Origin of the sequence: Streptomyces sp. NPDC021100, assembly GCF_044333095.1 — a bacterium.
Classification (GTDB): Bacteria; Actinomycetota; Actinomycetes; order Streptomycetales; family Streptomycetaceae; genus Streptomyces.
The window spans coordinates 260,127-285,289 of record NZ_JBIRQH010000007.1; the positions used below are offsets into that span (position 1 = coordinate 260,127).

Here is a 25,163-nt window from a genome sequence, read left to right on the forward strand (position 1 = left end):
GACGGCGGGAGGCGGCAGCCCATGGCACAGGAGCCGGAAACCACCCGGACCACCGAGTCGGGCCTCGGCGTCCGGCCCGTCTACGGGCCCGAGGCGCTCGAAGGCTGGGACCCCGCGGCCCGGCTCGGCGAACCCGGCGCGTACCCCTTCACCCGCGGCATCCACCCCACCCTGTACACCGGGCGGCCCTGGACCATGCGGCAGTACGCGGGGTTCGGCACCGCCGCCGAGTCCAACGCCCGCTACCGGCAGCTCATCGCCCACGGCGGCCACGGCCTCTCCGTCGCCTTCGACCTGCCCACCCAGATGGGCCACGACTCCGACGCGCCCGAGGCCCGGGGCGAGGTCGGCAAGGTCGGCGTCGCCGTGGACTCCGTCGAGGACATGGGCGTCCTCTTCGACGGCATCCCCCTGGACCGGGTCTCCACCTCGATGACCATCAACGCCCCGGCCGCCCTGCTGCTGCTCATGTACCAGATCGTGGCCGAGGAACAGGGCGTCCCCGCGGACCGGCTGACCGGGACCGTCCAGAACGACGTCCTCAAGGAGTACATCGCCCGGGGCACCTACATCTTCCCGCCCGCACCCACCTTGCGTCTCACCTCCGACATCTTCCGCTACTGCCACACCGGGATCCCCCGGTGGAACACCATCTCCATCTCCGGGTACCACATGGCCGAGGCCGGCGCCTCACCCGCGCAGGAGATCGCCTTCACGCTGGCGAACGGCATCGAGTACGTCCGCACCGCCGTCGCCGCCGGCATGGACGTGGACGACTTCGCGCCCCGGCTCTCCTTCTTCTTCGTCGCCCGCACCACCTTCCTCGAAGAGGTCGCCAAGTTCCGCGCGGCCCGCCGGATCTGGGCCGGCGTGATGCGCGACCGGTTCGGCGCCCGTAACCCCCGCTCGCAGATGCTGCGGTTCCACACCCAGACGGCCGGCGTCCAACTCACCGCCCAGCAGCCCGAGCTGAACCTGGTCCGGGTGACCGTCCAGGCCCTCGCGGCCGTCCTCGGCGGCACCCAGTCCCTGCACACGAACTCCTACGACGAGGCCATCGCCCTCCCCACCGACAAGGCCGCCCGCCTCGCCCTGCGCACCCAGCAGGTCCTCGCCCACGAGACCGACGTGACCGCCACGGTCGACCCGTTCGCCGGCTCGTACGCCGTCGAGTCCCTCACCGACGACCTGGAACGGGCCGTCCTCGACCTCATGACCCGGATCGACGACATGGGCGGCGCGGTGGCCGCCATCGAGCGCGGCTTCCAGAAGGCCGAGATCGAACGCAACGCCTACCGCATCGCCAGGGAGACCGACGACGGCGACCGCGTGGTCGTCGGCGTCAACCGCTTCCGGCTCGACGAGGAGGAGCCGTACGAACCCCTCCGCGTCGACCCCGCCATCGAGGCCCGGCAGTGCGAACGCCTCGCCGCCCTGCGCGCCGCCCGCGACCGGCGGGCGGTGGACACCGCCCTCGCCCGGCTGCGGAAGGCGGCGTCCGGCACCACGGAGAACGTCCTCCCCCCGATGAAGGAGGCCCTGCGCGCCCGCGCCACGGTGGGCGAGGTGTGCGGGGCGCTCCGTGAGGTCTGGGGCTCCCACGTGCCCACCGAGAGTTTCTGACCGCTCCCTCCCCGTCCGGTGGATTTGCGACACTGGACCGATGTCCGCACCCCGCCGCACCTGCCCCGTCTGCTCCCGCGAGATCGCCGTCGTGGGCGGCCGCTACGCCCGCCACGACCCGCCCGGCCGCAGAGTCTCGTACGAACTGGTCTCCTGTCCGGGCTCCCGCCGCTCGGCACCCCTCCTGGCCACCGAGCCCCGGCTGTTCGACCCTGAGGAGCCGCCGATGGAGGGGCAGGGGCAGCTGTTCTGACGGGAGTGGCGGCAGGGCGGAGGCCGGCCGCCGGCCGGCTAGCCGGCGCAGACCACGTCCCTCCCGGGCCGCTTCCCGGTGCGGAGGAAGTCGGTGACCTTCCGGTCCCCGCAGGCGTTCCCATTGCCCAGGTACACGCCGTGGCCCCCGGCGTCCACCGAGACGAGCCGGGCCCGCTGCCCCAGCGCCTCCCGCATCTTCAGCGCGCCGAAGTGCGGCGTCGAGGGGTCGCGCAGGTTCTGGATCATCAGAATGTTCGACGGTCCCTCGGAAGTGATCCGGGTGGGTTCCTCGGCGGGGGCCCACTTCCAGAAGGCGCACGGGAAGACACCGACCGGCATGCCCGCCGTGAGCGGGTACCGCGCCCGGTCGGCCGCCACGGCCCGGGCGGTCGCCGGTATGGAACGCGGCCAACGGACGTCGTTGCACACGGTCGCGACCGTCACGGCGGCCTCGTGCTCGGGCACGGCACCGGCCAGCGCGGACGGCAGGGCCGGCGTCGCCCGCGGGTCCCGGGCGTCCTTGACCAGCCGCGCGACGTCGGCGAAGGCCCCGTCGCTGTACAGGGCCATCTGCAGCGCCTGCCGCAGCCGGTTGCCGGTGAGGGCTTTGCCGGGGGTGGTGGTCGGCTTCGGGTGGTGGTCGAGCCGCTCCGCCAGGGCGAGGAACATCGGCCGGACGTCCCCCGGTTCCCGGGCGAGCCGGAGGCCGCCCTGGCCCTCCGGGCCGTCCTTCTCGCGGGCCGGGTCGGCCGCCCACCGGGCGAAGTCGGGGAACCGCTGCTCCAGGGCCGGCGCCATGTTCGCCGACCAGCCGCGGGCCACCCGCTTCGGGTCGGGGTCGCCGCTGCTGTCGAGCACCCAACGGTCGGTACGCGTCGGGTACTTCTGCGCGTACTGCGCGGCGACGTAGGTGCCGTACGACGTGCCGTGCGCGGAGAGCTTCTCCTCGCCCAGCGCCTGCCGGAACGTCTCGATGTCCCGCACCTCGTTGGCCGTGCTCATGCTGCGGAGCAGCGGGCCGCCGTCGCGGGCGCAGGCGTCGGCGATGTGGCGGGCGCGGCGCACGCTGTCCGAGAGGTCGCCGCCGACTCCGGGCCAGGGGCGGAGGTTGACGATGTCCCGCTCCTCGTCGCTCAGCCCGCAGCCCGTGCGGTCGCTTCCGCCCAGCCCCCGCGGGTCCAGGGCGACCAGGTCGTAGGCGCCGCGCAGCTCCTTCTGGAGTGCCTTCCCCTTCTGGGCCAGCCGTTGCGTCCCCGAACCGCCGGGCCCGCCGGGAATGACGATCAACGTGCCCCGCCGGGCCTCGGGCCGGTCGCTGAGCACCCGGGACACCCCGAGCCGGGTGCGCGGTCCGTCCGGTCTCCCGTAGTCGAGCGGCACGGAGAGCTCGGCGCACTCCTGCCCGGCCGGCCCGCCTTCCTGCGCACAGGGTCTCCAGCGGAGCTCCGGTGACGAGGAGCCGGCCGCCTGCGCGGGCGTGACCGAGAGGGTGGCGGCGACGGCGGATACGGACAGGGCGAGCAGGAGTCCCGAACGGGCGCGTTGCGTCATGCCCTCAAGGCTCGCCGAAGCGGCGGCTCCGGGACATCGGGGAAACCCCCCAATCGCGGGTAGGGGATTCCCTCAGGGAAGCGTTCGAGTCCGGGTCGCGCCGACGGCCGCTTGCGCCAACCCGCCGCATTCACGCGGGCGTTGGTGCGCCGTCACGAAAAGGAACGCACGACCTCGATCGTTCCGACGATGTGCCGATTGAAGACGTCCAGCTCCTCGGCCGGCACCCAGAGTTCGAGAATGGTGCGCCCGCCCGCCTGCCGCACCGGGTATCGGGTCAGGAATTCCGCGTCCATTTCGAAACGGGTGACATAACCGGCCCCGTCGTGGCGGACGTTCCAGTCCCGGGCGATCCTGATCGCGTAGTCCTCGTTGAGCACCGGATAGAAGATCGGCTGCTCCGGCAGCCGCGGCGGCCAGGCCCGCCAGTCGCGCTCCTCCAGCAGGGCGAGCTCCTTGGGCCCGACAGGGCGCCAGAGCGTGGTGGTGGAGGGGGCGGTGCGGCTGGTCATGGATCTGGTTCCGGTTTCGTTCTCGGCCCGCGCCGGATCGGACGGCGGGCGGTTTCCGGGGACTTTACCGAGACGGACGGAGACAGGCGACGGAATTGCGGTCCCCGCGCCCCCTGAACCGTCGTCCGTGTGACGCAGCTCTCCTCTCCCGTGGGCTCGTCCCGGCCGGACGGGCGCGCCTACCGTGAGGGGGACGGTCCGGCGGGGAAGGGGCTTGCGGTGGCGCGGTTCGGGAGCTGTGAGTCGGATGGGGTCACGGGGCTGTCGCGTGCGTTGGGACAAGGGGAGGTGTCGGCGCGGGAGTTGGCGCTGGAGGCGCTACGACGGATCGAAGTGACGCAAGGGACGCTGAATGCCTTCCGGTGGGTGCGGGACGAGGATGCCCTGCGGGACGCCGACGCGGCGGACCGGCGGCTGCGGGCGGGGGAGCGGGGAGCGCTGCTCGGCGTGCCCGTGGCCGTCAAGGACGACATGGACGTGGCCGGCCTGCCCACCGCCTTCGGCTGCCCCGGCGACTTCCCGGTGAAGCGGGCCGACAGCGAGGCCGTGCGCCGGCTCCGCGCCGCCGGGGCCGTGATCGTCGGGAAGACCAACACGCCCGAGCTGGGGCAGTGGCCGGTGACCGAGGGGCCGGCGTTCGGAGTGACGCGGAACCCGTGGAACGCCGCGTACACACCCGGCGGTTCGTCCGGCGGCTCGGCGGCGGCCGTCGCCGCCGGGATCGTGCCGGCGGCCCTCGGCTCGGACGGCGCCGGATCCGTGCGCATCCCGGCCGCCTGGACGCACCTGGTGGGGATCAAGCCGCAGCGGGGACGGATCTCCGCGTGGCCGGAGCGCGAGGCGTTCCGCGGGCTGACGTGCGGCGGAGTGCTGGCGCGCACGGTCGCGGACGCGGCGCTGCTGCTGGCCGCCGCGAGCGGTTCGCACGTCGGCGACCTGCACCGGCCCGCGGCGGTCGACGTCGTCGCCGCCCTGGGGCGCGCCCCGCGGCGGTTGCGGATCGCGCTCTCGCTGCGGCCGGCGTTCGCCGCGGTGCGGCACCGGCTCGACCCCCGGGTGCGGGCCGCGACCGTACGGACCGCGGAGCGGCTGGAGGAGCTGGGTCACGAAGTGGTGGCCGAGGAACCGCGGTTCGGTCCGGTGGGGCTGACGTTCGTGCCCCGGTCCATGTCCGGAGTGCGCGAATGGGCGGGAAGGGTGCCCGAACGGCGGCTGCTCGACGGGCGGACGCACCTCAACGCGCGCGGCGGGCTGGTGCTCGGCGGCGCCGTGCTGCGCGCGGCGCGTGCGGCGGAAGCGCCCCTGCGGGGGCGGATGAACGCGCTGTTCGGCCGCTACGACGCGCTGCTCACCCCGACCACGGCCGCGCCGCCGCTGCCCGTCGGGGCGCTGGACGGGCTCTCCGGCCGGGAGACGAACTCACTGATGATCACGGCGTGCCCGTACGCCTGGCCGTGGAACGTCCTGGGCTGGCCCGCCGTGAACGTCCCCGCCGGGTTCACCGCGAACGGGCTGCCGCTCGGCTCGCAACTGCTGGGGCCGGCCGGCGCCGAGCCGCTGCTGGTCTCCCTCGCGGCGCAACTGGAGAAGCGCGAGCGGTGGTTCGAGCAACGCCCCGCCGCGGACTGGGGAGTGGGAGAGGCCGCGGCATAGCGGGATCTGCCGGCGGATCGCTGTGAACTCCCCTGCGGGGGAAGGTTTCTTCTTTCGGCACCGCAACAGGTAGGACAGATTTTTCCCTGTAAGTCCCCATTATTTCCCGGCTCTCCGTCCGGCATGCCGTAGATGCCGAATCCGGCTCCAGACGCAACCCGTCCGAGTGAGACGCCGAGCGATGCCGTGCTCGCGATGCGTATCCGGCGCTAGCCTCCTTGCGGGATGGCGGGGCCAGAAAGGCCCACGGGTGTGCCGGGCGCGGTGCCGGGCGGGCCGTGGGTGCCGGATGGGGACGGCCCCGTCCGGAGGGAGGGATGACGATGGGAACCGCTGTGACCTTCGAGGAGCTCGCCGGGCTCCACGGCGAGGAACTGCCGCCTCGTACGGTGCTGTCCAGCCTGCCGGCAGGGAACGGGGATCCGTCGTTGTATCCCATGCTGGTCAGATCCGAGCACGGCACGACCGTCGTCTACGCCTGCCAGTACCGGCAGGACGCGGGCAGCTCAGGCCTCCTGGCGGCGCTGGGTCTGGCGCCCAGCACCCCGGGCCACACGATCACCTGCATCCCCGCGGGCATCTCCACTCGCTGACCGCGCCCGCCGGCCGTACCGGAAGCGCGGCGCACCGCACCGCGACCAGACGAAGACCTCTTCACCCCGCCGCCGGCGACGCCACCGTGCGCGGCGCGGCGGTGCTGCACGCCCCCACCAGAAATATCCAAGTTCTCATCCCCGGAGGCCGTCCGGCCGGGGGTGGAGTACCCGGTCCCGTCGCTCCGGCGGCCGGGTGCGGAGGCCCGGCGAGTGCGGTCCACCAGGGCATCCAGCACATCTCAGGGCGCTCAGCACGTTTCCGTCCAGCACGTCCCACGTCCAGAGAAAGGGAATGAAATGGACAACCTCATCAGCTTCGAGGAGCTCGCCGAGGTCTCGGGCGAGGTGCTGCCCGAGCGTACGGTCATGGGCATCATGGCCGTCCCGTTCGGCCCCGGTGACGGCGGCGCGGGCAGCGCCGCCGGCAGCTCGTCGAGCTCGACGGCCGGTGGCGGCGGCGTCTTCGCCCCGCCCCCCAGCGACCACGGCACGACGATGCTGTCGTCCTGCCAGTCGCTCGACCACCCGCAGACCGCGGGCCTGCTCGGTTCGCTCGGTCTCCCGTCCCAGAACACGACCACCAGCGTCACCTGCACGCCCGCGGCCATCTCCAGCCACTGATCCCTCCCGGGCCGCCGGCCCGGTAGCGGAACGCCGCACTCGCCCGGTGGGGGAGGGCCGTGTGCCCTCGGCCCTCCCCCGCTGTGCCAGGGGTCCGTTGCCCAGGGGATCCGTCGCCCGCCACCTTTCGGAGCGCACCCATGACCCTGCCCTTCGTCCCGGGCGCCGGCCGCGCGGGATCCCCGCCGGGGCGGCGGCCGCTCCCGGCCCGGCGGGCGGCCGGGGAGCCCCGGCTGGTGCCCGGGATCGAGCTCGTCGGCGAGTTCGAGGGGTCCGGCTACCGCGACCCGCCGCAACTGGTCTGCCGGCCCGACGGGCAACTGGTGCGCCTGCCCGGCCTGCTGTACCAGGTCGTACGGGCCCTGGACGGGCGCGGCGACGCCTGCGGCGACGGCCGAAGCGGCGGCTCAAGCGACGGCCACAGCGATGAGCGCTCCGCGGAACGACGACCGGACGAGGACGGCTCGACGAGCATCGGGAAAGGCGCTCCGGGCGGCGGATCCGTCATGACCCGCGTGGCGGACGAGCTGAGCCGGGAGACCGGACGGCAGTTCACCGCCGACCACGTCGCGTACCTCATCGACGAGAAGCTCGCCCCCCTCGCCCTCACCACCTACAGCGACGGCTCCCCGCCACCGCCGGCCCGCCGGAGCGACCCCTTTCTCGCCTTCCGGTTCCGGCTCGCGGTGCTGCCCGAGCGCGTCACCTGGTTCGTCTCCGGCCTCTTCGCCTGGCTCTTCCACCCGTTGGCGGTGTACCTCGCGGTCTGCGTCTTCGTCGTCGGCGAGACATGGGTGTGGGCGTCCCCGGAGACCGTGATCGCTCTGCAGGCGGTGCTCACCGCCCCGGGCAGCGTGCTCCTCGTGGTGTTCCTGGCCATCGCCTCCTGCGTCTTCCACGAGTGGGGGCACGGCGCGGCCTGCCGGTACGGAGGCGTGCGGCCCGGCGCGATGGGCTGCGGCATCTACCTCGTCTGGCCCGCCTTCTACACGGACATCACCAACTCCTACCGCCTCGGCCGGGCCGGGCGCATCCGGGCCGACCTGGGCGGCGTCTACTTCAACGCGCTGTTCGTCCTCGGTCTGCTGGGCCTCTACACGGTCACGGGGTTCCAGCCGCTCCTGGTCGCGATCGTCGCCGTCAACCTGGAGATCGTCCAACAGCTGCTCCCCACCCTGCGGTTCGACGGCTACTACATCGTCGCCGACCTCGTCGGCATCCCCGACCTCTTCTCCTACATCGGGCCCATCCTCAAGCGCGTGCTGCTCCGGCGCCCGGCGGACGAGCGGCTCCGCGCCCTCAAGCGATGGCCCCAGATCGTGGTCGCGTGCTGGGTGCTGTGCCTGATCCCGGTGCTCCTGCTCCAGGTCGGCGTCCTCCTGCTCAACCTGCCCCGACTCCTGGCCGCCGACTGGCACGAGGCGCAGTGGCTGCTGGACAACGCGGGCGCGTCCGGCCACCAGGTCCTCGGCATGGTCTCGGCCTGTCTGCAGATCGTGCTGCTCGCCCTGCCTATCGCCGGACTGCTGCTCGCCCTGGTGCGGCCGGCGCGTTCGCTCGTCCGGTTCCTGGGCCGCAAGGCGGGGTGGAACGGCGGGGCGTCCGCCGGGAAGTGACGCCGGGTGAGCCGCTACGGCGCCAGGATGTCCAGCTCGGCCATCGCGCCCGTCGCGATCTCCCGGGTGAGCGCCTCCGCGCGCTCCGCGTCGTGGAGCCGGACCGCCTCGGCCACCTGTACGTGAAGGGTGACCGCGGCCGGATCCGGATCGGTGAACATCACCTGATGCCGGGTCCGGCCGGTGAGCACCTCGGCGACGACATCGCCGAGGCGGGCGAACATCTCGTTGCCCGAGGCGCGCAGGACGACGCGGTGGAACGCGATGTCGTGCAGCAGGTAGGCGTCCAGTTGCTGGCCCCGTGAGGTGGCGACCATCCCGAGCGCGTGTTCGGTGAGTTCGGCGCACTGCTCCGGGGTGGCCAGGCGGGCGGCGAGCCCGGCCGCGACGGGTTCGACGGCCGAGCGGAGCACGGTCAGCGACCGCAGCTGCCGGGGGCGGTCCGGGCCGGCCAGCCGCCAGCGGATGACCTGCGGGTCGTAGACGTTCCACTCCTCGGTCGGCAGCACCGTGACACCGACCCGCCGCCGGGAGCTGACCAGGTGCATGGACTCCAGGACGCGTATCACCTCGCGGACGACCGTGCGCGAGACCTGGAAGCGCTCCTCCAGCTCGTCCGTGCGCAGCACGCTCCCCGGCGGGTATGCGCCCGCCGTGATCGCGGGTCCCAGGGACTCCAGCACCCGTGCGTGCGGTCCCTGCCCATGGTTGGCCATGGGATCAGCCTACGTGTCCATGGCGACCCCGATTAAGTATGACGTTTGGGTCACAGAGGCTTGATACGTCGTACTTCTTCAGGTTCAGTGGAGCGGCAGCCGGCGCCGAGGAAGACGCCGGAGACAGTGAGGTGCACATGACCACCGCCGATAGCGGAGTCGCCCCCGGCGACGGGACGTCCGGCGCTCCCCTGCCCCCGGCGGCCCCCCGGGTCGTCGTCGTGATGGGTGTCGCCGGTACCGGCAAGACGACCGTCGGCCCCCTCGTGGCGGACGCCCTGGGCGTCCCCTACGCCGAGGGCGACGACTTCCACCCGCCCGCCAACATCGCGAAGATGTCGTCCGGCGTCCCCCTCGACGACGCCGACCGGGCCCCCTGGCTCGACGCGATCGGGGCCTGGGCACGCGGCCGCGCGGACCGCGGCGGAGTGGTCAGCTGCTCCGCGCTCAAGCGTGCCTACCGCGACCGTCTCCGGGCGGCCGCGCCGGGTGTCGTGTTCCTGCACCTCACCGGCGACCGGGAGTTGATCGCCGGCCGGATGGCCGCCCGCAAGGGGCACTTCATGACCACCCGGCTGCTCGACTCGCAGTTCGCGACGCTGGAACCGCTGGGCGCGGACGAGGCGGGTGCCGCCGTGGACGTCGCCCCGGAGGCGGCCGTCATCGCCGAACGCGCGGTCGCCGCCTTGCGGCACGTCTGACCCGGCACGTCTGACCCGGCACGTCTGACCCGGCACGTCTGACCCGGCACGTCCGGCCCGGCACGTCCGGCCCGGCACGTCCGGCCCGGGCACCCCGGCCCGGACGCGCCGGCAGGCGCTGGGCCCGGACACCGGATGCGCCCGCGCCCAAGTGCCACCGCGCCCCCAGCCGGGCCCCTGCCCTCGCGGGGCCCGCACCCCCCGCGGCCCCGCCGCGCCCCCTCACCCCCAAGGAAGCCCCGTGAGCACTCTCAGCGTCGAGATGCTGGCCGCGGCCCCCGCCGAACCGATCACCTCGGCGGGCCACGCACAGCTGGGCATCGCCGTCCTCGCCGGCATCGCCGTCATCGTCCTCCTCATCACCCGCCTCAGACTCCACGCCTTCCTGGCGCTGACCATCGGTTCGCTGGTGCTCGGCGCCGCCGCCGGGGCGCCGCTGGACAAGGCCATCGCCAGCTTCAGCGCCGGTCTGGGCTCCACGGTCGCCGGGGTCGGCGTCCTCATCGCCCTCGGCGCGATACTCGGCAAGCTGCTGGCCGACTCCGGCGGCGCCGACCAGATCGTGGACACGATCCTGGCCAGGTCGAGCGCGCGGACCATGCCCTGGGCCGTCGTCCTCATCGCGGGCGTCATCGGACTGCCGCTGTTCTTCGAAGTGGGGATCGTGCTGCTGATCCCCGTGGTGCTGCTGGTGGCCAAGCGCGGCGGGTTCTCGCTGATGCGCATCGGCATCCCGGCCCTGGCCGGCCTCTCCGTGATGCACGGCATGGTCCCGCCGCACCCCGGGCCGCTGGCCGCGATCGACGCGATCGGGGCCGACCTCGGGGTGACGCTCGCGCTCGGTGTGCTGATCGCCGTGCCGACCGCGGTGATCGCCGGGCCGCTGTTCTCCCGCTTCGCCGCCCGCTGGGTGGACGTGCCCCCGCCCGAGAAGCTGATGCCCCAGCGCCCGTCCGAGGACCTGGAGCGCCGCCCGGGCTTCGGCGTCACCGTGGCCACCGTCCTGCTGCCGGTGGTGCTGATGCTGGTCAAGGCACTTGTCGACGTCGTCGTGGACGATCCGAAGGACCACGTCCAGCGGGTCGCGGACGTCGTCGGCTCGCCGCTGATCGCGCTGCTCGCGGCCGTCCTCGTCGGCATGGTGACCCTCGGCCGGGCCGCCGGCTTCGGCCGTGACCGGCTGGCCTCCACCGTCGAGAAGTCCCTGGCCCCGATCGCCGGCATCCTGCTGATCGTCGGCGCGGGCGGCGGCTTCAAGCAGACGCTGATCGACGTGGGCGTCGGCCGGATGATCCTCGACTTCTCCAAGGACTGGTCCGTCTCCGCCCTGCTCCTGGCCTGGCTGATCGCGGTCGGCATCCGGCTCGCGACCGGCTCCGCCACCGTGGCCACCATCTCGGCCGCGGGGCTGGTGGCGCCGCTCGCGGCGGACATGAGCACCACCCACACCGCCCTCCTCGTCCTGTCCGTCGGCGCCGGCTCGGTCTTCTTCAGCCATGTGAACGACGCGGGTTTCTGGATGGTGAAGGAGTACTTCGGCCTGGAGGTCGGGCAGACGCTCAAGACCTGGTCGGTGATGGAGACGATCATCTCGGTGGTGGGGCTGGGGTTCGTGATGCTGCTGTCGCTGGTGGTCTGAGAGCGGCCAAGGGGTGGGGGCATGCCACCCTCACCCCTTGGCCGTCTCCGCGGGCTACGCCCCGACCGCCTCCGCCAGGTACGTCCGCACCTCCGCCGCGTCCTCCGCGGCCAGCCCGATGTACCCGTCCGGCCGGATCAGGAACAGCCCCGGCCCGTAGGCCCGCGCCAGGTGCCCGTCGACGTCCGTCAGGCGCGCGATCCGCACCAGCGGCCCGGCCACGTCCGCCGGAAGCACGTCCTCCGCCGCGCGTCCGACCGCGAGCAGGGTGTAGTGCCCGGTGCCGAACAGGTCGAAGAGGCGCACCGGTGCGCCGGATTCCGTCGCGCACGGCGCGTCCGGCGCGCGGTCGCCCGCGCGCGGCGCGTCCCCGGCCGGGAGGGCGCGCGCCTCGCGGCTGAGCGGGCTCTCCCGGTAGTGCAGGTCGAGCTGGTGCGCCTCCTTGCCCCGCTGTCCGCTGAGCTTCAGTCCCTCCCGCCCGTTGCTCCGGTGGATGCGGGTGCTGAGGCCGAGCACGCCCGCCGCGACGGGCAGCCGCTCCGCCTCGTACGAGTCGAGGAGCGCGTCCGGCGCGCCGTGCCGTACCACGTGCCCCAGCTTCCAGCCCAGGTTGTACGCGTCCTGGACGCTGGTGTTCAGCCCCTGGGCGCCGGCGGGGGAGTGCACGTGGGCGGAGTCCCCGGCGAGGAACACCCGGCCGTCGCGGAACCGTTCCGCCATGGCCGCCCGGGCACGGAAGACCGAGGCCCAGTCCACCTCCCGGGCCGTCAGTCCGGTCCGCTCCGCGACCAGCGCCCGGACGGCCTCCGGCGCCGGGTCCGGCTCGCCGTCCTGGAAGGCGGCGATCAGCTGGAAGGCGTCCGTCGCGTGCAGCGGGCAGAGGACGAGCATGCCGGCCGGGTGGTCCTGCCAGGTGTGCCAGTGCGTCCGCGGCAGCCCCTCCACGTGGACGTCGGCGACGAGCATCGGCGTGGGGTCGACCGTCTCGCCGGTGAACGGGGTGCCCAGCAGGTGCCGTACGGTGCTGCGGCCGCCGTCCGCGCCGACGAGCCAGGAGGCGCGGACGGTGGACGTCGCGCCGCCCGTGGTCTCCAGGTACGCGGTGACGCCGGCCGCGTCCTGCGCCAGCCCGGTGAGCCGGGTGCCGAACTCGACCGTCCCGCCGAGCTCCCCGAGCCGCTCCCGCAGGATCTCCTGGGTGCGCCACTGCGGCAGCAGCAGCGGCTGGCCGTAGGGCGCGCCGGGCGTCGGCTCGCTCCGGGTGAACATGTCCCACTCCGCGACCATCTCCCCGTCCCGCCAGCTGCTCATCATCGGCGCCGGGCCGCCGTCCGCGAGGAAGCGGTCGACGATGCCGAGCGTCCCGAAGAGCTCCAGCGTCCGCGGCTGGATCCCCTTGCCGCGCGACCCGGCGAACCCCTCCTCCGCCGCGTCGATCAGGCGGAACGGGACGCCCTGCTCGGCGAGGACGCAGCCCAGGACGAGGCCGGACGGTCCGGCGCCGACGATCAGCACCTCCGGGGTCTCGGCGGCTCCCGAGCCGGGCGTAACAGGCTCAGTGGATGTAACGGACATGGCACAGCCCCCTTAACGGCGTTCAATTTAACGCTGTTAAGGATCGGCTGAACGGCGTTAAGCTGTCAAGGTGGGAAATCGACTGGACCGAGACCAAGTGGTGGGCACCGCACTGGAGCTGCTGAACGACGTGGGCCTGGAGGGGCTGACCCTGCGCCGCATCGGCAAGGAGCTCGACGTCCAGGCGCCCGCGCTCTACTGGCACTTCAAGAACAAGCAGGACCTGCTGGACGCCATGGCCACGGAGATGCTGCGCCGGATGACCGCCCTCCAGGAGGCGGACGGCGGATTCGCGCACGCGACGTGGCAGGAGATGCTGGCCGGCAGCCACCGGGCGCTGCGGCGGGTGCTGCTCACCTACCGCGACGGCGCGAAGGTCTACAGCGGCACCCGCTTCACCGACACGTCGTACGCCGTCCCGATGGAGCGGTACCTCGCGTCGCTGGTCGGCGCCGGCTTCACGCCGGGAGAGGCCGCGCGCGCGTACTACACCGTGTACTGCTTCACGATCGGATACGTCATCGAGGAGCAGTCGGCGGCGGATGACCCGGAACGGGGCGTCAAGGGCATCGACACGACCGAACGCGCCGCGCGGCTGGCGGAGTTCCCGCTCGCCGCCGCGGCGGGGCCCGAGCTCTTCGGGGACGCGGACGCCGGGTTCGAGGCGGGGCTGTCGGCGATCATCGCGGGGATCGCGGCGACGCGGGAGCGGGCGGGCTGATCGGGGGTGGGCTTCAGCGGCTCTTCGCCGCCGGCTCCTGTGGTGTCGCTTCCAGTCCCCTCCGCAACAGCGGCGTCAGACGCCGCTCCACCCCCACGTGCAGCACCCAGGCCAGGGCCAGCATCAGTCCCACCGTCAGCGCCAGCACCCCGTACGACGGGATCCCCAGCCTCCGGTGCAGCACCTGCACCACGAGCCACCCCAGGTGCTCGTGGACCAGGTAGAAGGGGTACGTCAGCGCCCCCGCGACCGTCAGCCAGCGCCAGGACGGCCCCCGGGCCCCCCGCACCGCCACGGCCGCGACCGCCGCGTATCCCAGGGCCAGCACCGCGATGATCACGACGGGAGAGCGGTACGAGAAGTGGTGCGGGCCCGGCGGGTGCCACAGGCCCGCCACCGCGTAGTGCTGGCCGATCAGGAAGCTCACCGCGACGATGCCCCAGGCCGTCAGCGAGTGACCGTACCGGTGGACGAGGTAGAGGCCGATGCCGCCGATGAAGAACGACGAGTCCTCCGGCATCACCACCACCTTGAGCGCCTCGGCGTGCGCGGCCGTGGTGAGCGCCGACGCGAGCGTCCACACCGCGCAGAACAGGACGACGCGGTGGCGGGTCGCACCCGGCAGGACGACGAAGAGTGCGAACAGGGCGTAGAAACGGACCTCCACCCAGAGCGTCCAGCACACGCCGAGTACCCGCTCGGCGCCGACGGGCTGTTGCAGCATCGTCAGGTTGACGAGGGTGTCGCTGGTGGACACCGAGCCGTAGTGCCGCGCGAACGGGAGCGCGAAGGCGGCGGTGACCAGAAGGATCGCCGCCCAGTAGGCGGGGTAGAGGCGGGCGGCGCGGGAGGCGGTGAAGGAGCGGAGGGAGCGGCCCCAGCCGCTCATGCAGATGACGAAGCCGCTGATGACGAAGAAGAGTTGGACGCCTAGGCAGCCGTAGGCGAACGCCTGTGACAGGTGGGGGAATTGGTGGCGTGGGGAGCTTCCCCACGCCGTGGTGATCTGGCCGCCGCGGCCGCCGTAGTGGTAGAGGGCGACCATGAGGGCGGCGAGGAGGCGGAGGGCGTCGAGGGCGGTGAGGCGGGTGGGGTGGCGGGGGGTGGGGTGCCCCGGTCCCGCCCCTTCACCGTTTCCCGGGGCCGCGCCCCAGACCCCCTTGTCGCGGCTTCGCCGCTCGTCCTCAAGCGCCGGACGGGCTGAAATCAGCCCGTCCGGCGCTTGAGGACAGCGCGCGGCAGCGCGCTTCGGGGGTGCGGGGGCGGAGCCCCCGCAGGAAACGGTGAAAGGGCGGGGTTGGGGCTCCCCTCCGGGCCGGCTCACACGCGCCCCTTCCCATGCAACCGCCGCCGCAACCAACGGGCTTGGCGGGCCATCCGGCGTACCGCCGGGCTGCGCGGGAGGAACGCGAGGCGGCTCGGCAGGGCGCCGGGAAGGGCCAGGGACGTGAGGCGGCGGCGCTTGAAGTAGCGGCGGGTGCGGGCGGTCAGGTGGTGGGCGAGGTAGCGCTCGGCGGCCGGACGCAGGTCCGGGTTGATGCGCGGCTGCATCGCGTAACCCACCGCCGAGAGGAGGCCGTTCAGCTCGGCCGCGTCCGGCGGCGCCGCGTCGCCGGACGCCTTCTCCAGCGCGGGCAGCAGCGCGTCGACGATCGTCACCGGCACCCGGTTGCTGTTCTCGTACGGCGAGAGCCGGTCGAGCAGCAGGTCCGTGCCGGTCCGGGCGGCCGGGAGGCCGTAGAAGGCGCCCGCCGTGACGAGCGCGGTCGAGAAGCAGCCGGCCACCAGCGCGGGCCGCAGGCGCTGGAACACCGCCTCCGCCAGAGCGGTACCGTCCAGCACCGTGAGACGGACGCCGAGCCGGCCGGCCTCGTCCTCCAGCAGCCGCGACCAGCGCGCGGGGGCGGTCGGGTGGGGCTTGAAGACGACGTCCCGGTGGCCGCGCCCGGCCGCGCCGCGCAGCATGCGGACGTGCAGCCGCTCCTCCTCCTCGGGGGTGAGGATGCCCAGCGCGGAGAGGTACTGGCCGAGGAGCAGCGCGGCGCCTTCCGGGGCGGGCGGCAGCGGGGTGGCGTCGGCCAGTTCGGCCAGCACTTTGGTGACGACGTCGCCGGGGACGATCTCCGGCCGGACCCCGAACTCGCGGAGCAGCAGCGGGCGCAGGCCCGGTACGAGGTCGAGGTGGAGCAGTCGGCGCACCCGGGTGCCGACCAGCGGGTCGAGCTTGTCGCGCGTGGGGCCGTAGCTCATCAGCCCGTCCGCGTAGACGTCCAGCGGGGCGTCGGGGAAGATCCGGGCGACCGCCTGGGCCGGGTCGACCTGGAGGGATTCGAGGACGAGCGAGACTTCGTCCGTCCCCAGGTCCCACAGCAGCCGCAGGTGCCGCTCCCACAGGGGGACGTCGTCGGGGCGCGGGGACCAGCCGCCGGGGTGGAGCGGGCTGATCGTCTCGTTCCAGGAGAGGACGTCGTCGAAGCGGGTGCGCAGCCGGTCGAAGCCGGGGGTCCGGTCGAGGCCGGGGCTGGTCTCGGGGACGGCGGCGTTGTTGGCGACGAGCAGCAGCCGGCGGCCGGCGGCGGGGAAGAGGCCGGCGTCGAGGGCGGCGGCGAGGGTCGCGGCGCCGTAGAGGGTGGAGGCCAGGAAGATCTGGGCGGTGCGCGGGTGGCCGGGCATCAGGCGGGCACCCCCGCCCGGGGCGCGGGGACGGGCCGGCGGCGCAGTCTGCGCAGCCGGGCCGCCCGGTCGGCGTCCATGGCGTTCAGGGCGTCGTTCAGCAATGCCGGGGGCATCCGTTTCATCGCGGCGGCACTCATCGACCGCAGGGCGCGGGCGACGCCGGGTTCGAAGCGTTCGATGGAGCCGAGGTGGTGGGAAATGATCGCGCAATAGGTGCGCACGGCTTTCGGCAGCAGTGCGTCGGCGTCGCGGTCCCGGCGCGTTTCCTCGATCACCTGGTCGAATGCGCGCAGGAAATCGAGTTGCCGCACGTCGCCGATCTGGGTGAGCGAGGAAGCCACTCCGCGGCGGTAGAAGACGCCGAGGAGCCCGGCGATCGCGAAACTGCGGGCCTCGCGGTGCAGCCGCCAGATCCAGGGCCGGTCCTCGGCGGTGCGCAGACCGTCGGGGAAATGCAGGAGTCCGTCGTCCAGCAGCCTGCGGTGGTAGATGCCGGCCCAGGCGTACGGGTAATCGACGGCCGTGGAGCGGTCCGCGGGGAGTATCGCGTCGCGGGGGTCGAGGACGACCCCGCGCCGGCCGTCCGGAACACGGTGGAGGGTGCGGTTCCGGCCGGTGCACCGCACATGGTCGGTGCGGACGAAGTCCACGCCGATGTCCTCGATGACCTGCACCAATCGGGCGTAGTAGCCCGGTGCGAGCCAGTCGTCGCCGTCCAGGAAGGTCACGTACTCGCCGCGGGCCGCGTCCAGTCCGGTGTTGCGGGCGGTGGCCAGGCCGCCGTTCCGTTCGTGGCGCTTCAGCACCACGCCGGGTATGTCGTCCCGGGCCCGTTCCAGAAGCGCGGACGTACCGTCGGTCGAACAATCGTCGACGAAAATGAATTCGAAATCCTCGCGGGAGTTCGCTTTCAGGCTGAGCAGCGCGTCCGAGGCATACGTCTGCACATTGAAGAACGGCACGATGACGGAGAGCTTGACCACCCGCGTCACGTTAGGTGACGCCCCGGCATTCGTGCTGTCCGGTGCCGTAAGCCGGGGTGAACGAAGTGCGGCGGAATGATGAACCGGGTGCGTGCGTCAACCGCTTCGCCGGGTGTCGACACGCTGTTTACCGAGTGTTGCGCTCGCGTTGGTCAGCCAAACCGGATCCATTCCTATCGTCGGTTCCGTGCCCTCAGCGCCCTCCGCTCCCGCAGCGCCCCCGCATTCCGCGTCCCCGCCGCGCGTCGCCGTGCTCGCGGACTCCGACACCCGGTGGAAATGGGGAGCGCTCACCGCGCACCGGCTCGCCCCCGGCGCCCGGCTGGACGGCTTCCTGCTGCGCGGGCGGGCCACTCCCACCCGCCGCCAGCTCGCTGAAGTCAGCGTGCGGGCCGACGTGTTGCGGGAGGTAACCGCCGCGGAGTTCACGGCCGCGGCCGGCCGGCCTCCGTACGACGTCGTGCTGCTCGCCTGCGTCGGCGGCACCGTCCAGGCGATGCTGCACGCGCTCGCCCGGGCCTGGTCCGGCGCCGGACGGCGGCCGGTCGTCGTGACCGGCTACGTCGGCGTCGTCTACGAAAAGCTGGCCGACGGGCTGCTGTTGCGGCACGGAGCCGACGTGGTCCTCGCCAACTCCCGTCATGACGCCGACCGTTTCCGCGCGGTCTATGAAGGAGTCGGCGCCCCGGCGGACGGCGTCACGGAGTGCGCCCTGCCGTTCCTCGGGGGGCTCCCGTACGAGCCCGTGCCCCGTGAAGTGCGCCCGTACACCGTCGTGTTCGCCGCCCAGCCGTCCGTGCCGGAGAGCCGCGCGGACCGGCTGTACCTGCTGCGGAGGGCCGCCGGACACGCCCGCGCGCACCCCGGCCGCGATGTGCTGATCAAACTGCGCAGCAAGCCCGGCGAGCACACGACGCACATCGAGGAACACCCGTACCAGAAGCTCGCCGCCCGGCTGCCCGGCGGCCTCCCCGCCAACTGCCGCCTGGTGTACGGCAACATGGGCGCGGTCCTCGACCGCACCGACCTGCTGGTCACCGTCAGCTCCACCGCCGCTCTGGAAGCCCTGCACCGGGCGGTCCCCACGGCCGTCCTCACCGACCTCGGCGTCCGCGAACGGCTCGGCAACCACCACTTCCTGGGCTCCGGCTGCCTGACCTCATGGGACCACCTGGACGCCGGACGGCTGCCGAAGGCCGAACCGGAGTGGCTGGCCCGGCAGGGGGTCGTCGCCGACCAGCCCTACGAGCGGGCGTTCGACGCGGCCCGGCGGCGCGTCGCGGACCTCGTCGCCCGCGACCGGCTGCCGCCCCCGAGCCCGTACTACACACCCGAGACGGCCCCCGGCTACCTGCCCGCCGTCCTCGCCCGCCACGGCTTCGGCCCCGACGGGCGCCCGCTGCCCGGCCGCGCCGCGCCCCCGCCCGGCCGGAGCGCCCTGCGCCGCGCCGGCCGCGACATCCTGCGCGGGGCCGCCCGCGGGGCGTACCGGCACGGCGTACAGCGGGTGGCGCCCGTCATCCGGCGGCTGGGGGAGCTGTGAGCACGCCGGCCGGCCACCGCCGCCCCGCGCCGGACGGCGCGTCCGGAGCACCCGAACCCGAGGAGTCCCCGATGCCCTCCGTCCTCGCCGTCGTCCCCGCCCGGGGCGGATCCAAGGGGGTGCCCGGCAAGAACCTGGCGCCCGTCGGCGGGATACCGCTCGTCGCCCGCGCGGTACGCGCCTGCCGGGCCGCCGCGCTCGTCACCGACGTCGTCGTCTCGACCGACGACCCCGCCGTCGCCGCCGCGGCCCGCGCGGCCGGCGCGGAGGTCGTCGAACGGCCCGCCGCGCTCGCCGGGGACACGGCGACCAGCGAGGCGGCGGTGCTGCACGCCCTGGACGCGTACGAGGCCGCGACCGGCCGGGCGGTGGACACCGTCCTGCTCGTGCAGTGCACCAGCCCGTTCGTCACCGCCGGGGACGTCGACGGCGTCGCCGCGCCGGTCCTGCGGCGGGAGGCGGACTGCGCGCTGACGGTGGCGGCGTTCCACGGCTTCCTGTGGCGGGAGGGGCGGGATGAGGGGGAGGTGCCCCCATCCACCGGCGCCCGGGGCGTCAACCACGACGCGTCCCACCGGCCCCGCCGCCAGGACCGCCCGCAGGACCTGCTGGAGACCGGGGCCGCCTACGCCATGCGCGCCGACGGGTTCCGCGCCGCGCGGCACCGCTTCTTCGGCCGCGTCGAACCCGTCCGCACCGAGCCCGCTCGGGTCCTGGAAGTGGACGACCCCGCCGACCTGGCGCGCGCCCGCGCCCTCGCGCCCCTCCTGGACGCCGACGCGCCCGCCCCGCACTCCGCGCGACAGCCCGCCACCGGCACCCCCGACTGCTTCCCGGACGGGTTCCCCGGGCGCGACGGCATCGACGCCGTCGTCCTCGGCTTCGACGGCAACCGGGCCGACGGCCGGTTCCCGGTGGACGCCGACGGCCGCGAGCGCCCCGCCGTCCGCCCCTCCGTCCGCGTCCCGCATCCCTGACGGGTCACCGCCGTACCCCGCGTCCACGCCCGCGCGGCCCGGCGGACCGGCCCGGTACATCCCGGTCCGAGCCCGGCGAGAGGTCCGCACCCCACACCGCCCGCGAACCCCGCGCCCCGGCGCGGGGCCGCACCACCCGCGGGCCCCGCGCCCAGCGGCCCGCACCACCGCCCCCACACGCGTCCCCACACGAAGGAAACCGTCCCCATGGCCTCCACCGCCACCCTCATCAGCCCCGTCGCCCGCACCCGTCACCTGGGCGACCGCCCCGTCGGCCCCGGTCACCCCGTCTACATCACCGGCGAGATCGGCATCAACCACAACGGCGATCTCGATACCGCGCTCGCCCTCGTCGACGCCGCGGCGGACGCGGGCTGTGACGCGGTCAAGTTCCAGAAGCGGACCCCGGAGGTCTGCACCCCGCGCAGCCAATGGGAACTCGAAAGGGACACGCCCTGGGGCCGGATGACGTACATCGACTACCGCCACCGGGTGGAGTTCGGGGAAGACGAATACCGCAGGATCGATGCGCACTGCCGGGAGCGCGGCATCGCCTGGTTCGCGTCGCCGTGGGACGTCGAGTCCGTCGCCTTCCTGGAGAAGTTCGACCTCCCGGCCCACAAGGTCGCCTCCGCCTCGCTCACCGACGACGAGCTCCTGCGCGCCCTGCGCGCCACGGGCCGCACGATCGTGCTGTCCACCGGGATGTCCACCCCGAAGCAGATCCGGCACGCCGTCGAGGTGCTGGGCAGCGAGAACATCGTGCTCTGCCACGCCACTTCCACCTACCCGGCCCGGGCCGCCGAGCTCAATCTCCGCGTCATCCACACCCTCCAGGCCGAGTACCCCAACGTCCCCATCGGCTACTCCGGTCACGAGACCGGCCTCCAGACCACCCTGGCCGCCGTCGCCCTCGGCGCCGCCTTCGTCGAGCGGCACATCACCCTCGACCGCGCCATGTGGGGCTCCGACCAGGCCGCCTCCGTCGAACCCGGCGGTCTGCAGCGGCTGGTGCGCGACATCCGGGTGGTCGAGGAGTCCCTGGGGGACGGGGTGAAGCGGGTGTACGAGAGCGAACTGGCGCCGATGCGGAAGCTCCGCCGGGTGCCGGGCGTCGTCGCGCAGGCGGACGAACGGGCCGAGGGGGCCGAAGGGTCCCCCGGGAGCGACCGGACCGACTCCGCCGGTGACCGCGAACCGGCCGCGGTCTGACGGGCGCCGGCCGATGACCGAACCCGCCGACGACGCGGTGGACGACGACGCGGTGGACCCGGAGCGCTCCCGGCGGCCCGGGGGCCCGGCCGCCGAACCGGACCGCGGCCCGGCCGAGACCCTGGCCTTCGTCGAGAGCCCCGTCCAGCTCCTCAACGTCCTGGAGTGGGCGCACTCCCGCGCGAGCACGCCCCCCGCACCGCCTCCGCTCCCCGCCGGCCTCCTCAGCGCCGGCGTCCCCCGCCAGACTGACCGCCACGCCGCCGACCGCCGCGCCACCGAGGGCATCGACACCACCGACACCGCGAACGGCACCCACGACACCCACAGCACCGTCATCGTCGTCCTCGCCCCCCACGACCCCATGACCCGCGGCCAGCTCCGCCGCATGGCCGAGCTGGCCCGCGCGCAGGGGTACCGGCTGCGCTGGGAGGAGGCGCGCGGCGGGGCCGGGGCGCCGGTGCAGACCATCGGCGGGCTGGCCGGGCCGCTGCGCGCCGCCCGCCGCGTCGTCATCGGCGACCCGTTCTCGCGCTATGTGCAGCTGCTGCTCACCCTCACCCGGGCGAGGGAGCTGGTGGTGGTCGACGACGGCACGGCCACCATGGAGTTCGTCGGCCAACTCGCGCGCGGGGAACGGTTCGTACGCTGGCACCGCTACCGGGGCGGGCGCGGTGGCTGGGGAGCGCGTGACGTCGTCTTCGCGCCGGTGTCCGCTTCGGCGCGCCGGATGCTCACTCCGAACAACCGCCGAAGTGTGGAGTTGTTCACGTCGATGCCGGTCGAACCACCCCCGGGAGTGGCCGTCACGGCGAACACCTTGGCGTGGACGCGCGCGGCCTTCGGCCCGCCGCGCCTCACCCGGAGCACGGACCTGGTGGGAACGTCCCTGGTCGAGACGGGGATCGTGGACGAGGAGCGCTACCTGGAGGCCGTCGCCGCGCTGGCCGGGGAGCACGGCGCCACCCGCTACTTCGCGCACCGCCGCGAGAACACCGACAAGCTGCGCCTCATATCCGGACGGCTCGGCCTGGAGGTCGTCCGGCCCGACCTGCCCCTGGAACTGATCGCCCGGCGCGGCCCGATAGGACGTACGGTGCTGAGCTTTCCGTCCACCGTCGTGCACACGCTGCCGCTCGCGCTGGCCGGCACCGGGGTGACCGTCGCCGTGTGCGATGTCGACCCCGACTGGCTCACCGCCCATGCCTCGCCGCGTGCCGAGGGCTTCCTCTCCCGCGTCACCGGCAGCGCCCGAGGAGCGCACCGCCTACCGCGGATGTCCGCCCGGGCGAGTACCACCTGACGGTGTCTCGCAAAGGTACGCCGTAAATACGGGTCATACCCCCCTGACGGCCCATCCATGCGGCTGAACTTTTCATGATCGGAGGGCAGTTGCCCTGTGAAGGGCTCTACCCTTCAAAGGGTGAATCACCTGATGCCCTGTGAGGCCGCTCCCGAAACCTCCGTCGACGATCTCGAAGGCGACCTGGCCGGCGCGCTGCCCGGCCGTCTTCCGGCCGACCTGCGCGCCGAACTCATCGCGTTCCGACGGGACTTGCACATGCACCCCGAGCTGGGGCACCGCGAGTTCCGGACCACCGCGGCGGTCAGGGCCAGACTGGAGAAGGCCGGGCTGCGGCCCCGGACGCTGGCCTCCGGCACCGGGCTGATCTGCGACATCGGGCGTTCCCGGCCGGGCGCCGTGCGCCGCCCGGTGCTGGCCTTCCGGGCCGACCTCGACGCGCTCCCCATCCCCGACACCAAGCAGGTCCCGTACCGCTCCACCGTCCCGGGCGCGGCCCACGCCTGCGGGCACGACGTGCACACCACCGTCGTCCTCGGCGCCGGCCTGGTGCTCGCCGCGCTGGCCGAGGAGGGGCTGCTGCCGCACCCCGTCCGGCTGATCTTCCAGCCTTCCGAGGAGGTGCTGCCCGGCGGCGCCCTCGACGCGATCGAGGGCGGCGCCCTGGACGGCGTCGGGCGGATCATGGCGGTGCACTGCGACCCCAAGGTCGAGGTCGGACGGATCGGGCTGCGGACCGGACCCATCACCTCCGCCTGCGACAAGCTGGAGGTCGCGCTGGACGGCCCCGGCGGCCACACCGCCCGCCCCCACCTGACCACGGACCTGGTGACCGCCGCGGCCAAGGTGGCCACCGAGGTGCCCGCCCTGCTCGCCCGCCGGATCGACACCCGGGCGGGCCTCGCCGTCACCTGGGGACGGCTGGAGGCAGGCCACGCGGCCAACGTCATCCCACAGCGCGCCGAGCTCTCCGGAACCGTCCGCTGCCTGGACATCGACGCCTGGCGCGACGCCCCCGACCTGGTGCACGCCGCCGTGGACGAGGTGGCCGCCATGTACCGCGCCAAGTCGCAGATCACCTACATCCGGGGAGTCCCCCCGGTGGTCAACGACGCGGAGATCGCCGGGCTGCTGGGCCGGGCCATGACGGCGCGGCGCGGCGCGGACGCGGTGGAGGACACCGAGCAGAGCCTCGGCGGGGAGGACTTCTCCTGGTACCTGGAGCGGGTCCCGGGGGCCATGGCCAGGCTGGGCGTCCGCCCGGTAGGGGACACGTCGCGCCGCGACCTGCACCGCGGCGACTTCGACGTCGACGAGGGGTCCATCCAGGTGGGAGTGGAGCTGTTCACGGCCGCGGCTTTGCTTGATCGCAACCAAATGTAGGTTTGTCGGTCGAGTTCGGTTCGCGACGATCCGATAACGGCTTGGGACTAGCCCTTTTCAGGCCATCTACGCGCGTTACGATCCCTCCGAACCAGCGCCAATGGAGGCGCTTCGAGTGAAGGGGCCCTCGTGCGCCGGGTATCCACCATCACTGTCGCGGGCATTGCCACCGCGGCTCTCGCATTCACCCTCACCGCCTGTGGCGAGTCCTCGACCGAGTCGGGCGGCAAGGAGGACAAGGGTCTCGGTCTCGCCTTCGACGTCGGCGGCCGTGACGACCACTCCTTCAACGAGTCCGCCGCCCGCGGCGCCGACAAGGCGGAGAAGGAGCTGGGCGTCAAGGCCCGCCTGATGACCGCCAAGAACGGCGAGACGGAGGCCGAGCGCGAGCAGCGGCTGAACTCGCTGGCCGAGGCCGGGTACAACCCCGTCATCGGCGTCGGCTTCAACTACCAGAAGTCGATCGAGAAGGTCGCCAAGGACCACCCCGACACCACCTTCGCGGTGATCGACTCGGTGGCCCAGGGCAAGAACGTCGCGAGCGTCACCTTCGGTGAGCACGAGGGCTCCTACCTCGCGGGCGTCGCCGCCGCCCTGAAGTCCAAGACCCACAAGGTCGGCTTCATCGGCGGTGTGAACAACGCCCTCATCCAGAAGTTCCAGGCGGGCTTCGAGCAGGGCGTCAAGGACACCGACCCCAAGGCGCAGGTCACCTCGCAGTACCTGTACCCGAACAACGACAAGGGCTTCAACGACCCGGCCGCCGCCAAGGACAAGGCCAAGGGCATGCTCGACTCGGGCATCGACGTGATCTACACCGCGGCCGGCCTCTCCGGCAACGGCTCGATCGAGGCCGTCGCGGGCCAGAAGGACGCCTGGGCGATCGGCGTGGACTCCGACCAGTACCAGCTGCCGGGCCTGGCGCAGTACAAGGACCACATCCTCACCTCGGTGGTGAAGAACGTGGACGTGGCCGTCTTCGACCTGGTCAAGAGCGTCAAGGACAAGAAGCCGATCACCGGCCCGAAGACCTACCTGCTCAAGGACGGCGGCGTCTCGCTGGTGACCTCGGGCGGCTTCATCGACGACATCAAGGACAAGATCGAGGCCGCGAAGAAGAAGATCGTGGACGGTCAGGTCAAGGTCAAGACCCAGCCGTGACCCTCGGCCGGCTCCGGCCGGCCGACCGGTTGACCGGGCCCGGCGGGGAACACCCTCGCCGGGCCCGCACATACGCGCCAACGCTACGCGCGTAGCGTGCAGTTGCCGCGTGTAGCGTCACCCCCGCCCGTCCGGAGATCTCCACC

The 25,163-nt window shown here is 73.2% G+C and carries 21 protein-coding genes and 1 pseudogene; 15 read left to right on the plus strand and 7 right to left on the minus strand.

Features of this window, described 5'->3' with window-relative positions; translation table 11 throughout:
* The first annotated feature begins 21 nt into the window (after window positions 1–21).
* Window positions 22–1,623 carry a methylmalonyl-CoA mutase gene (locus ACH4PU_RS16575; RefSeq protein WP_398272024.1) on the plus strand — a complete coding sequence of 534 codons (1,602 nt, stop codon included), beginning with the start codon at window positions 22–24 and terminating at the stop codon, window positions 1,621–1,623.
* Window positions 1,624–1,663: 40 nt separating this feature from the next.
* Window positions 1,664–1,876, plus strand: coding sequence for a hypothetical protein (locus ACH4PU_RS16580; RefSeq protein WP_004944516.1), 213 nt, complete (start codon window positions 1,664–1,666; stop codon window positions 1,874–1,876).
* Between the two features lie 38 nt (window positions 1,877–1,914).
* Here ACH4PU_RS16580 and ACH4PU_RS16585 read toward each other — a convergent pair whose 3' ends face one another.
* Together ACH4PU_RS16585 and ACH4PU_RS16590 are read right to left on the minus strand one after the other, a co-directional pair.
* On the minus strand, window positions 1,915–3,429 hold the full coding sequence (locus ACH4PU_RS16585; RefSeq protein WP_398272027.1) for an alpha/beta hydrolase: 1,515 nt from the start codon (window positions 3,427–3,429) through the stop codon (window positions 1,915–1,917).
* Between the two features lie 152 nt (window positions 3,430–3,581).
* Window positions 3,582–3,941 (minus strand): ADP-ribosylation/crystallin J1, encoded by a 360-nt coding sequence (locus ACH4PU_RS16590; RefSeq protein ID WP_398272029.1) that lies wholly within the window; start codon window positions 3,939–3,941, stop codon window positions 3,582–3,584.
* A 219-nt stretch (window positions 3,942–4,160) separates the two neighbouring features.
* Here ACH4PU_RS16590 and ACH4PU_RS16595 point away from each other — a divergent pair, with 219 nt between their 5' ends.
* The 4 genes from ACH4PU_RS16595 (at window position 4,161) to ACH4PU_RS16610 (ending at window position 8,427) form a co-directional block, all read left to right on the plus strand.
* The gene (locus tag ACH4PU_RS16595) at window positions 4,161–5,594 is read left to right on the plus strand and encodes an amidase (RefSeq protein ID WP_398272165.1); all 1,434 of its coding nucleotides are present in this window, start codon (window positions 4,161–4,163) and stop codon (window positions 5,592–5,594) included.
* Between the two features lie 323 nt (window positions 5,595–5,917).
* Complete coding sequence (locus tag ACH4PU_RS16600; RefSeq protein ID WP_398272031.1) at window positions 5,918–6,187, plus strand: hypothetical protein; 270 nt, start codon at window positions 5,918–5,920, stop codon at window positions 6,185–6,187.
* Between the two features lie 300 nt (window positions 6,188–6,487).
* On the plus strand, window positions 6,488–6,811 hold the full coding sequence (locus ACH4PU_RS16605) for a hypothetical protein (protein ID WP_398272033.1): 324 nt from the start codon (window positions 6,488–6,490) through the stop codon (window positions 6,809–6,811).
* 140 nt (window positions 6,812–6,951) lie between these two features.
* A complete protein-coding gene (locus ACH4PU_RS16610) occupies window positions 6,952–8,427 on the plus strand; it encodes a hypothetical protein (protein ID WP_398272035.1) in 1,476 nt (491 codons plus the stop codon).
* 14 nt (window positions 8,428–8,441) lie between these two features.
* Here ACH4PU_RS16610 and ACH4PU_RS16615 read toward each other — a convergent pair whose 3' ends face one another.
* The gene (locus ACH4PU_RS16615) at window positions 8,442–9,143 is read right to left on the minus strand and encodes a FadR/GntR family transcriptional regulator (protein ID WP_398272037.1); all 702 of its coding nucleotides are present in this window, start codon (window positions 9,141–9,143) and stop codon (window positions 8,442–8,444) included.
* A gap of 224 nt (window positions 9,144–9,367) precedes the next feature.
* On the opposite strand from ACH4PU_RS16615, the gene ACH4PU_RS16620 reads away from it, so the two are divergent.
* On the plus strand, window positions 9,368–9,844 hold the full coding sequence (locus tag ACH4PU_RS16620; RefSeq protein WP_398272168.1) for a gluconokinase: 477 nt from the start codon (window positions 9,368–9,370) through the stop codon (window positions 9,842–9,844).
* 241 nt (window positions 9,845–10,085) lie between these two features.
* A complete protein-coding gene (locus ACH4PU_RS16625; RefSeq protein ID WP_398272040.1) occupies window positions 10,086–11,483 on the plus strand; it encodes a gluconate:H+ symporter in 1,398 nt (465 codons plus the stop codon).
* 54 nt (window positions 11,484–11,537) lie between these two features.
* Here ACH4PU_RS16625 and ACH4PU_RS16630 read toward each other — a convergent pair whose 3' ends face one another.
* A complete protein-coding gene (locus ACH4PU_RS16630; RefSeq protein ID WP_398272042.1) occupies window positions 11,538–13,058 on the minus strand; it encodes an FAD-dependent monooxygenase in 1,521 nt (506 codons plus the stop codon).
* Between the two features lie 70 nt (window positions 13,059–13,128).
* On the opposite strand from ACH4PU_RS16630, the gene ACH4PU_RS16635 reads away from it, so the two are divergent.
* Window positions 13,129–13,779 carry a TetR/AcrR family transcriptional regulator C-terminal domain-containing protein gene (locus tag ACH4PU_RS16635; protein WP_398272044.1) on the plus strand — a complete coding sequence of 217 codons (651 nt, stop codon included), beginning with the start codon at window positions 13,129–13,131 and terminating at the stop codon, window positions 13,777–13,779.
* A 13-nt stretch (window positions 13,780–13,792) separates the two neighbouring features.
* Here ACH4PU_RS16635 and ACH4PU_RS16640 read toward each other — a convergent pair whose 3' ends face one another.
* The 3 genes from ACH4PU_RS16640 to ACH4PU_RS16650 form a co-directional block, all read right to left on the minus strand.
* Window positions 13,793–14,986: an acyltransferase family protein gene (locus ACH4PU_RS16640; protein WP_398272170.1), complete on the minus strand. Its 1,194-nt coding sequence runs from the start codon at window positions 14,984–14,986 to the stop codon at window positions 13,793–13,795.
* A 113-nt stretch (window positions 14,987–15,099) separates the two neighbouring features.
* A complete protein-coding gene (locus ACH4PU_RS16645) occupies window positions 15,100–16,452 on the minus strand; it encodes a polysialyltransferase family glycosyltransferase (RefSeq protein WP_398272046.1) in 1,353 nt (450 codons plus the stop codon).
* On the minus strand, window positions 16,452–17,438 hold the full coding sequence (locus ACH4PU_RS16650) for a glycosyltransferase family 2 protein (protein ID WP_398272048.1): 987 nt from the start codon (window positions 17,436–17,438) through the stop codon (window positions 16,452–16,454). Before ACH4PU_RS16650 ends, ACH4PU_RS16645 begins: the two co-directional genes overlap by 1 nt.
* 250 nt (window positions 17,439–17,688) lie before the next feature.
* Here ACH4PU_RS16650 and ACH4PU_RS16655 point away from each other — a divergent pair, with 250 nt between their 5' ends.
* The 6 genes and pseudogenes from ACH4PU_RS16655 (at window position 17,689) to ACH4PU_RS16680 (ending at window position 25,017) form a co-directional block, all read left to right on the plus strand.
* Window positions 17,689–18,981, plus strand: coding sequence for a DUF6716 putative glycosyltransferase (locus ACH4PU_RS16655; RefSeq protein WP_398272172.1), 1,293 nt, complete (start codon window positions 17,689–17,691; stop codon window positions 18,979–18,981).
* A gap of 71 nt (window positions 18,982–19,052) precedes the next feature.
* Window positions 19,053–19,928, plus strand: a pseudogene (locus tag ACH4PU_RS16660) (cytidylyltransferase domain-containing protein); the annotation flags it as partial.
* 237 nt (window positions 19,929–20,165) lie between these two features.
* A complete protein-coding gene (locus tag ACH4PU_RS16665; protein ID WP_398272050.1) occupies window positions 20,166–21,170 on the plus strand; it encodes an N-acetylneuraminate synthase family protein in 1,005 nt (334 codons plus the stop codon).
* 13 nt (window positions 21,171–21,183) lie between these two features.
* The gene (locus ACH4PU_RS16670) at window positions 21,184–22,473 is read left to right on the plus strand and encodes a hypothetical protein (RefSeq protein WP_398272052.1); all 1,290 of its coding nucleotides are present in this window, start codon (window positions 21,184–21,186) and stop codon (window positions 22,471–22,473) included.
* A gap of 132 nt (window positions 22,474–22,605) precedes the next feature.
* A complete protein-coding gene (locus ACH4PU_RS16675) occupies window positions 22,606–23,856 on the plus strand; it encodes an amidohydrolase (protein WP_398272174.1) in 1,251 nt (416 codons plus the stop codon).
* Between the two features lie 129 nt (window positions 23,857–23,985).
* Window positions 23,986–25,017, plus strand: a complete 1,032-nt coding sequence (locus ACH4PU_RS16680) for a BMP family protein (RefSeq protein WP_398272054.1) — start codon at window positions 23,986–23,988, stop codon at window positions 25,015–25,017.
* Window positions 25,018–25,163 lie beyond the last annotated feature (146 nt).

Coding starts and splice junctions, on each gene's coding strand:
- ACH4PU_RS16620 (WP_398272168.1), top strand. CDS start 9,368: ATGGGTGTCGCCGGTACCGGCAAGACGACCGTCGGCCCCCTCGTGGCG.
- ACH4PU_RS16590 (WP_398272029.1), bottom strand. CDS start 3,941: ATGACCAGCCGCACCGCCCCCTCCACCACCACGCTCTGGCGCCCTGTC.
- ACH4PU_RS16670 (WP_398272052.1), top strand. CDS start 21,184: ATGACCGAACCCGCCGACGACGCGGTGGACGACGACGCGGTGGACCCG.
- ACH4PU_RS16630 (WP_398272042.1), bottom strand. CDS start 13,058: ATGTCCGTTACATCCACTGAGCCTGTTACGCCCGGCTCGGGAGCCGCC.
- ACH4PU_RS16605 (WP_398272033.1), top strand. CDS start 6,488: ATGGACAACCTCATCAGCTTCGAGGAGCTCGCCGAGGTCTCGGGCGAG.
- ACH4PU_RS16575 (WP_398272024.1), top strand. CDS start 22: ATGGCACAGGAGCCGGAAACCACCCGGACCACCGAGTCGGGCCTCGGC.
- ACH4PU_RS16580 (WP_004944516.1), top strand. CDS start 1,664: ATGTCCGCACCCCGCCGCACCTGCCCCGTCTGCTCCCGCGAGATCGCC.
- ACH4PU_RS16610 (WP_398272035.1), top strand. CDS start 6,952: ATGACCCTGCCCTTCGTCCCGGGCGCCGGCCGCGCGGGATCCCCGCCG.
- ACH4PU_RS16645 (WP_398272046.1), bottom strand. CDS start 16,452: ATGCCCGGCCACCCGCGCACCGCCCAGATCTTCCTGGCCTCCACCCTC.
- ACH4PU_RS16675 (WP_398272174.1), top strand. CDS start 22,606: ATGCCCTGTGAGGCCGCTCCCGAAACCTCCGTCGACGATCTCGAAGGC.
- ACH4PU_RS16665 (WP_398272050.1), top strand. CDS start 20,166: ATGGCCTCCACCGCCACCCTCATCAGCCCCGTCGCCCGCACCCGTCAC.
- ACH4PU_RS16615 (WP_398272037.1), bottom strand. CDS start 9,143: ATGGCCAACCATGGGCAGGGACCGCACGCACGGGTGCTGGAGTCCCTG.
- ACH4PU_RS16600 (WP_398272031.1), top strand. CDS start 5,918: ATGGGAACCGCTGTGACCTTCGAGGAGCTCGCCGGGCTCCACGGCGAG.
- ACH4PU_RS16585 (WP_398272027.1), bottom strand. CDS start 3,429: ATGACGCAACGCGCCCGTTCGGGACTCCTGCTCGCCCTGTCCGTATCC.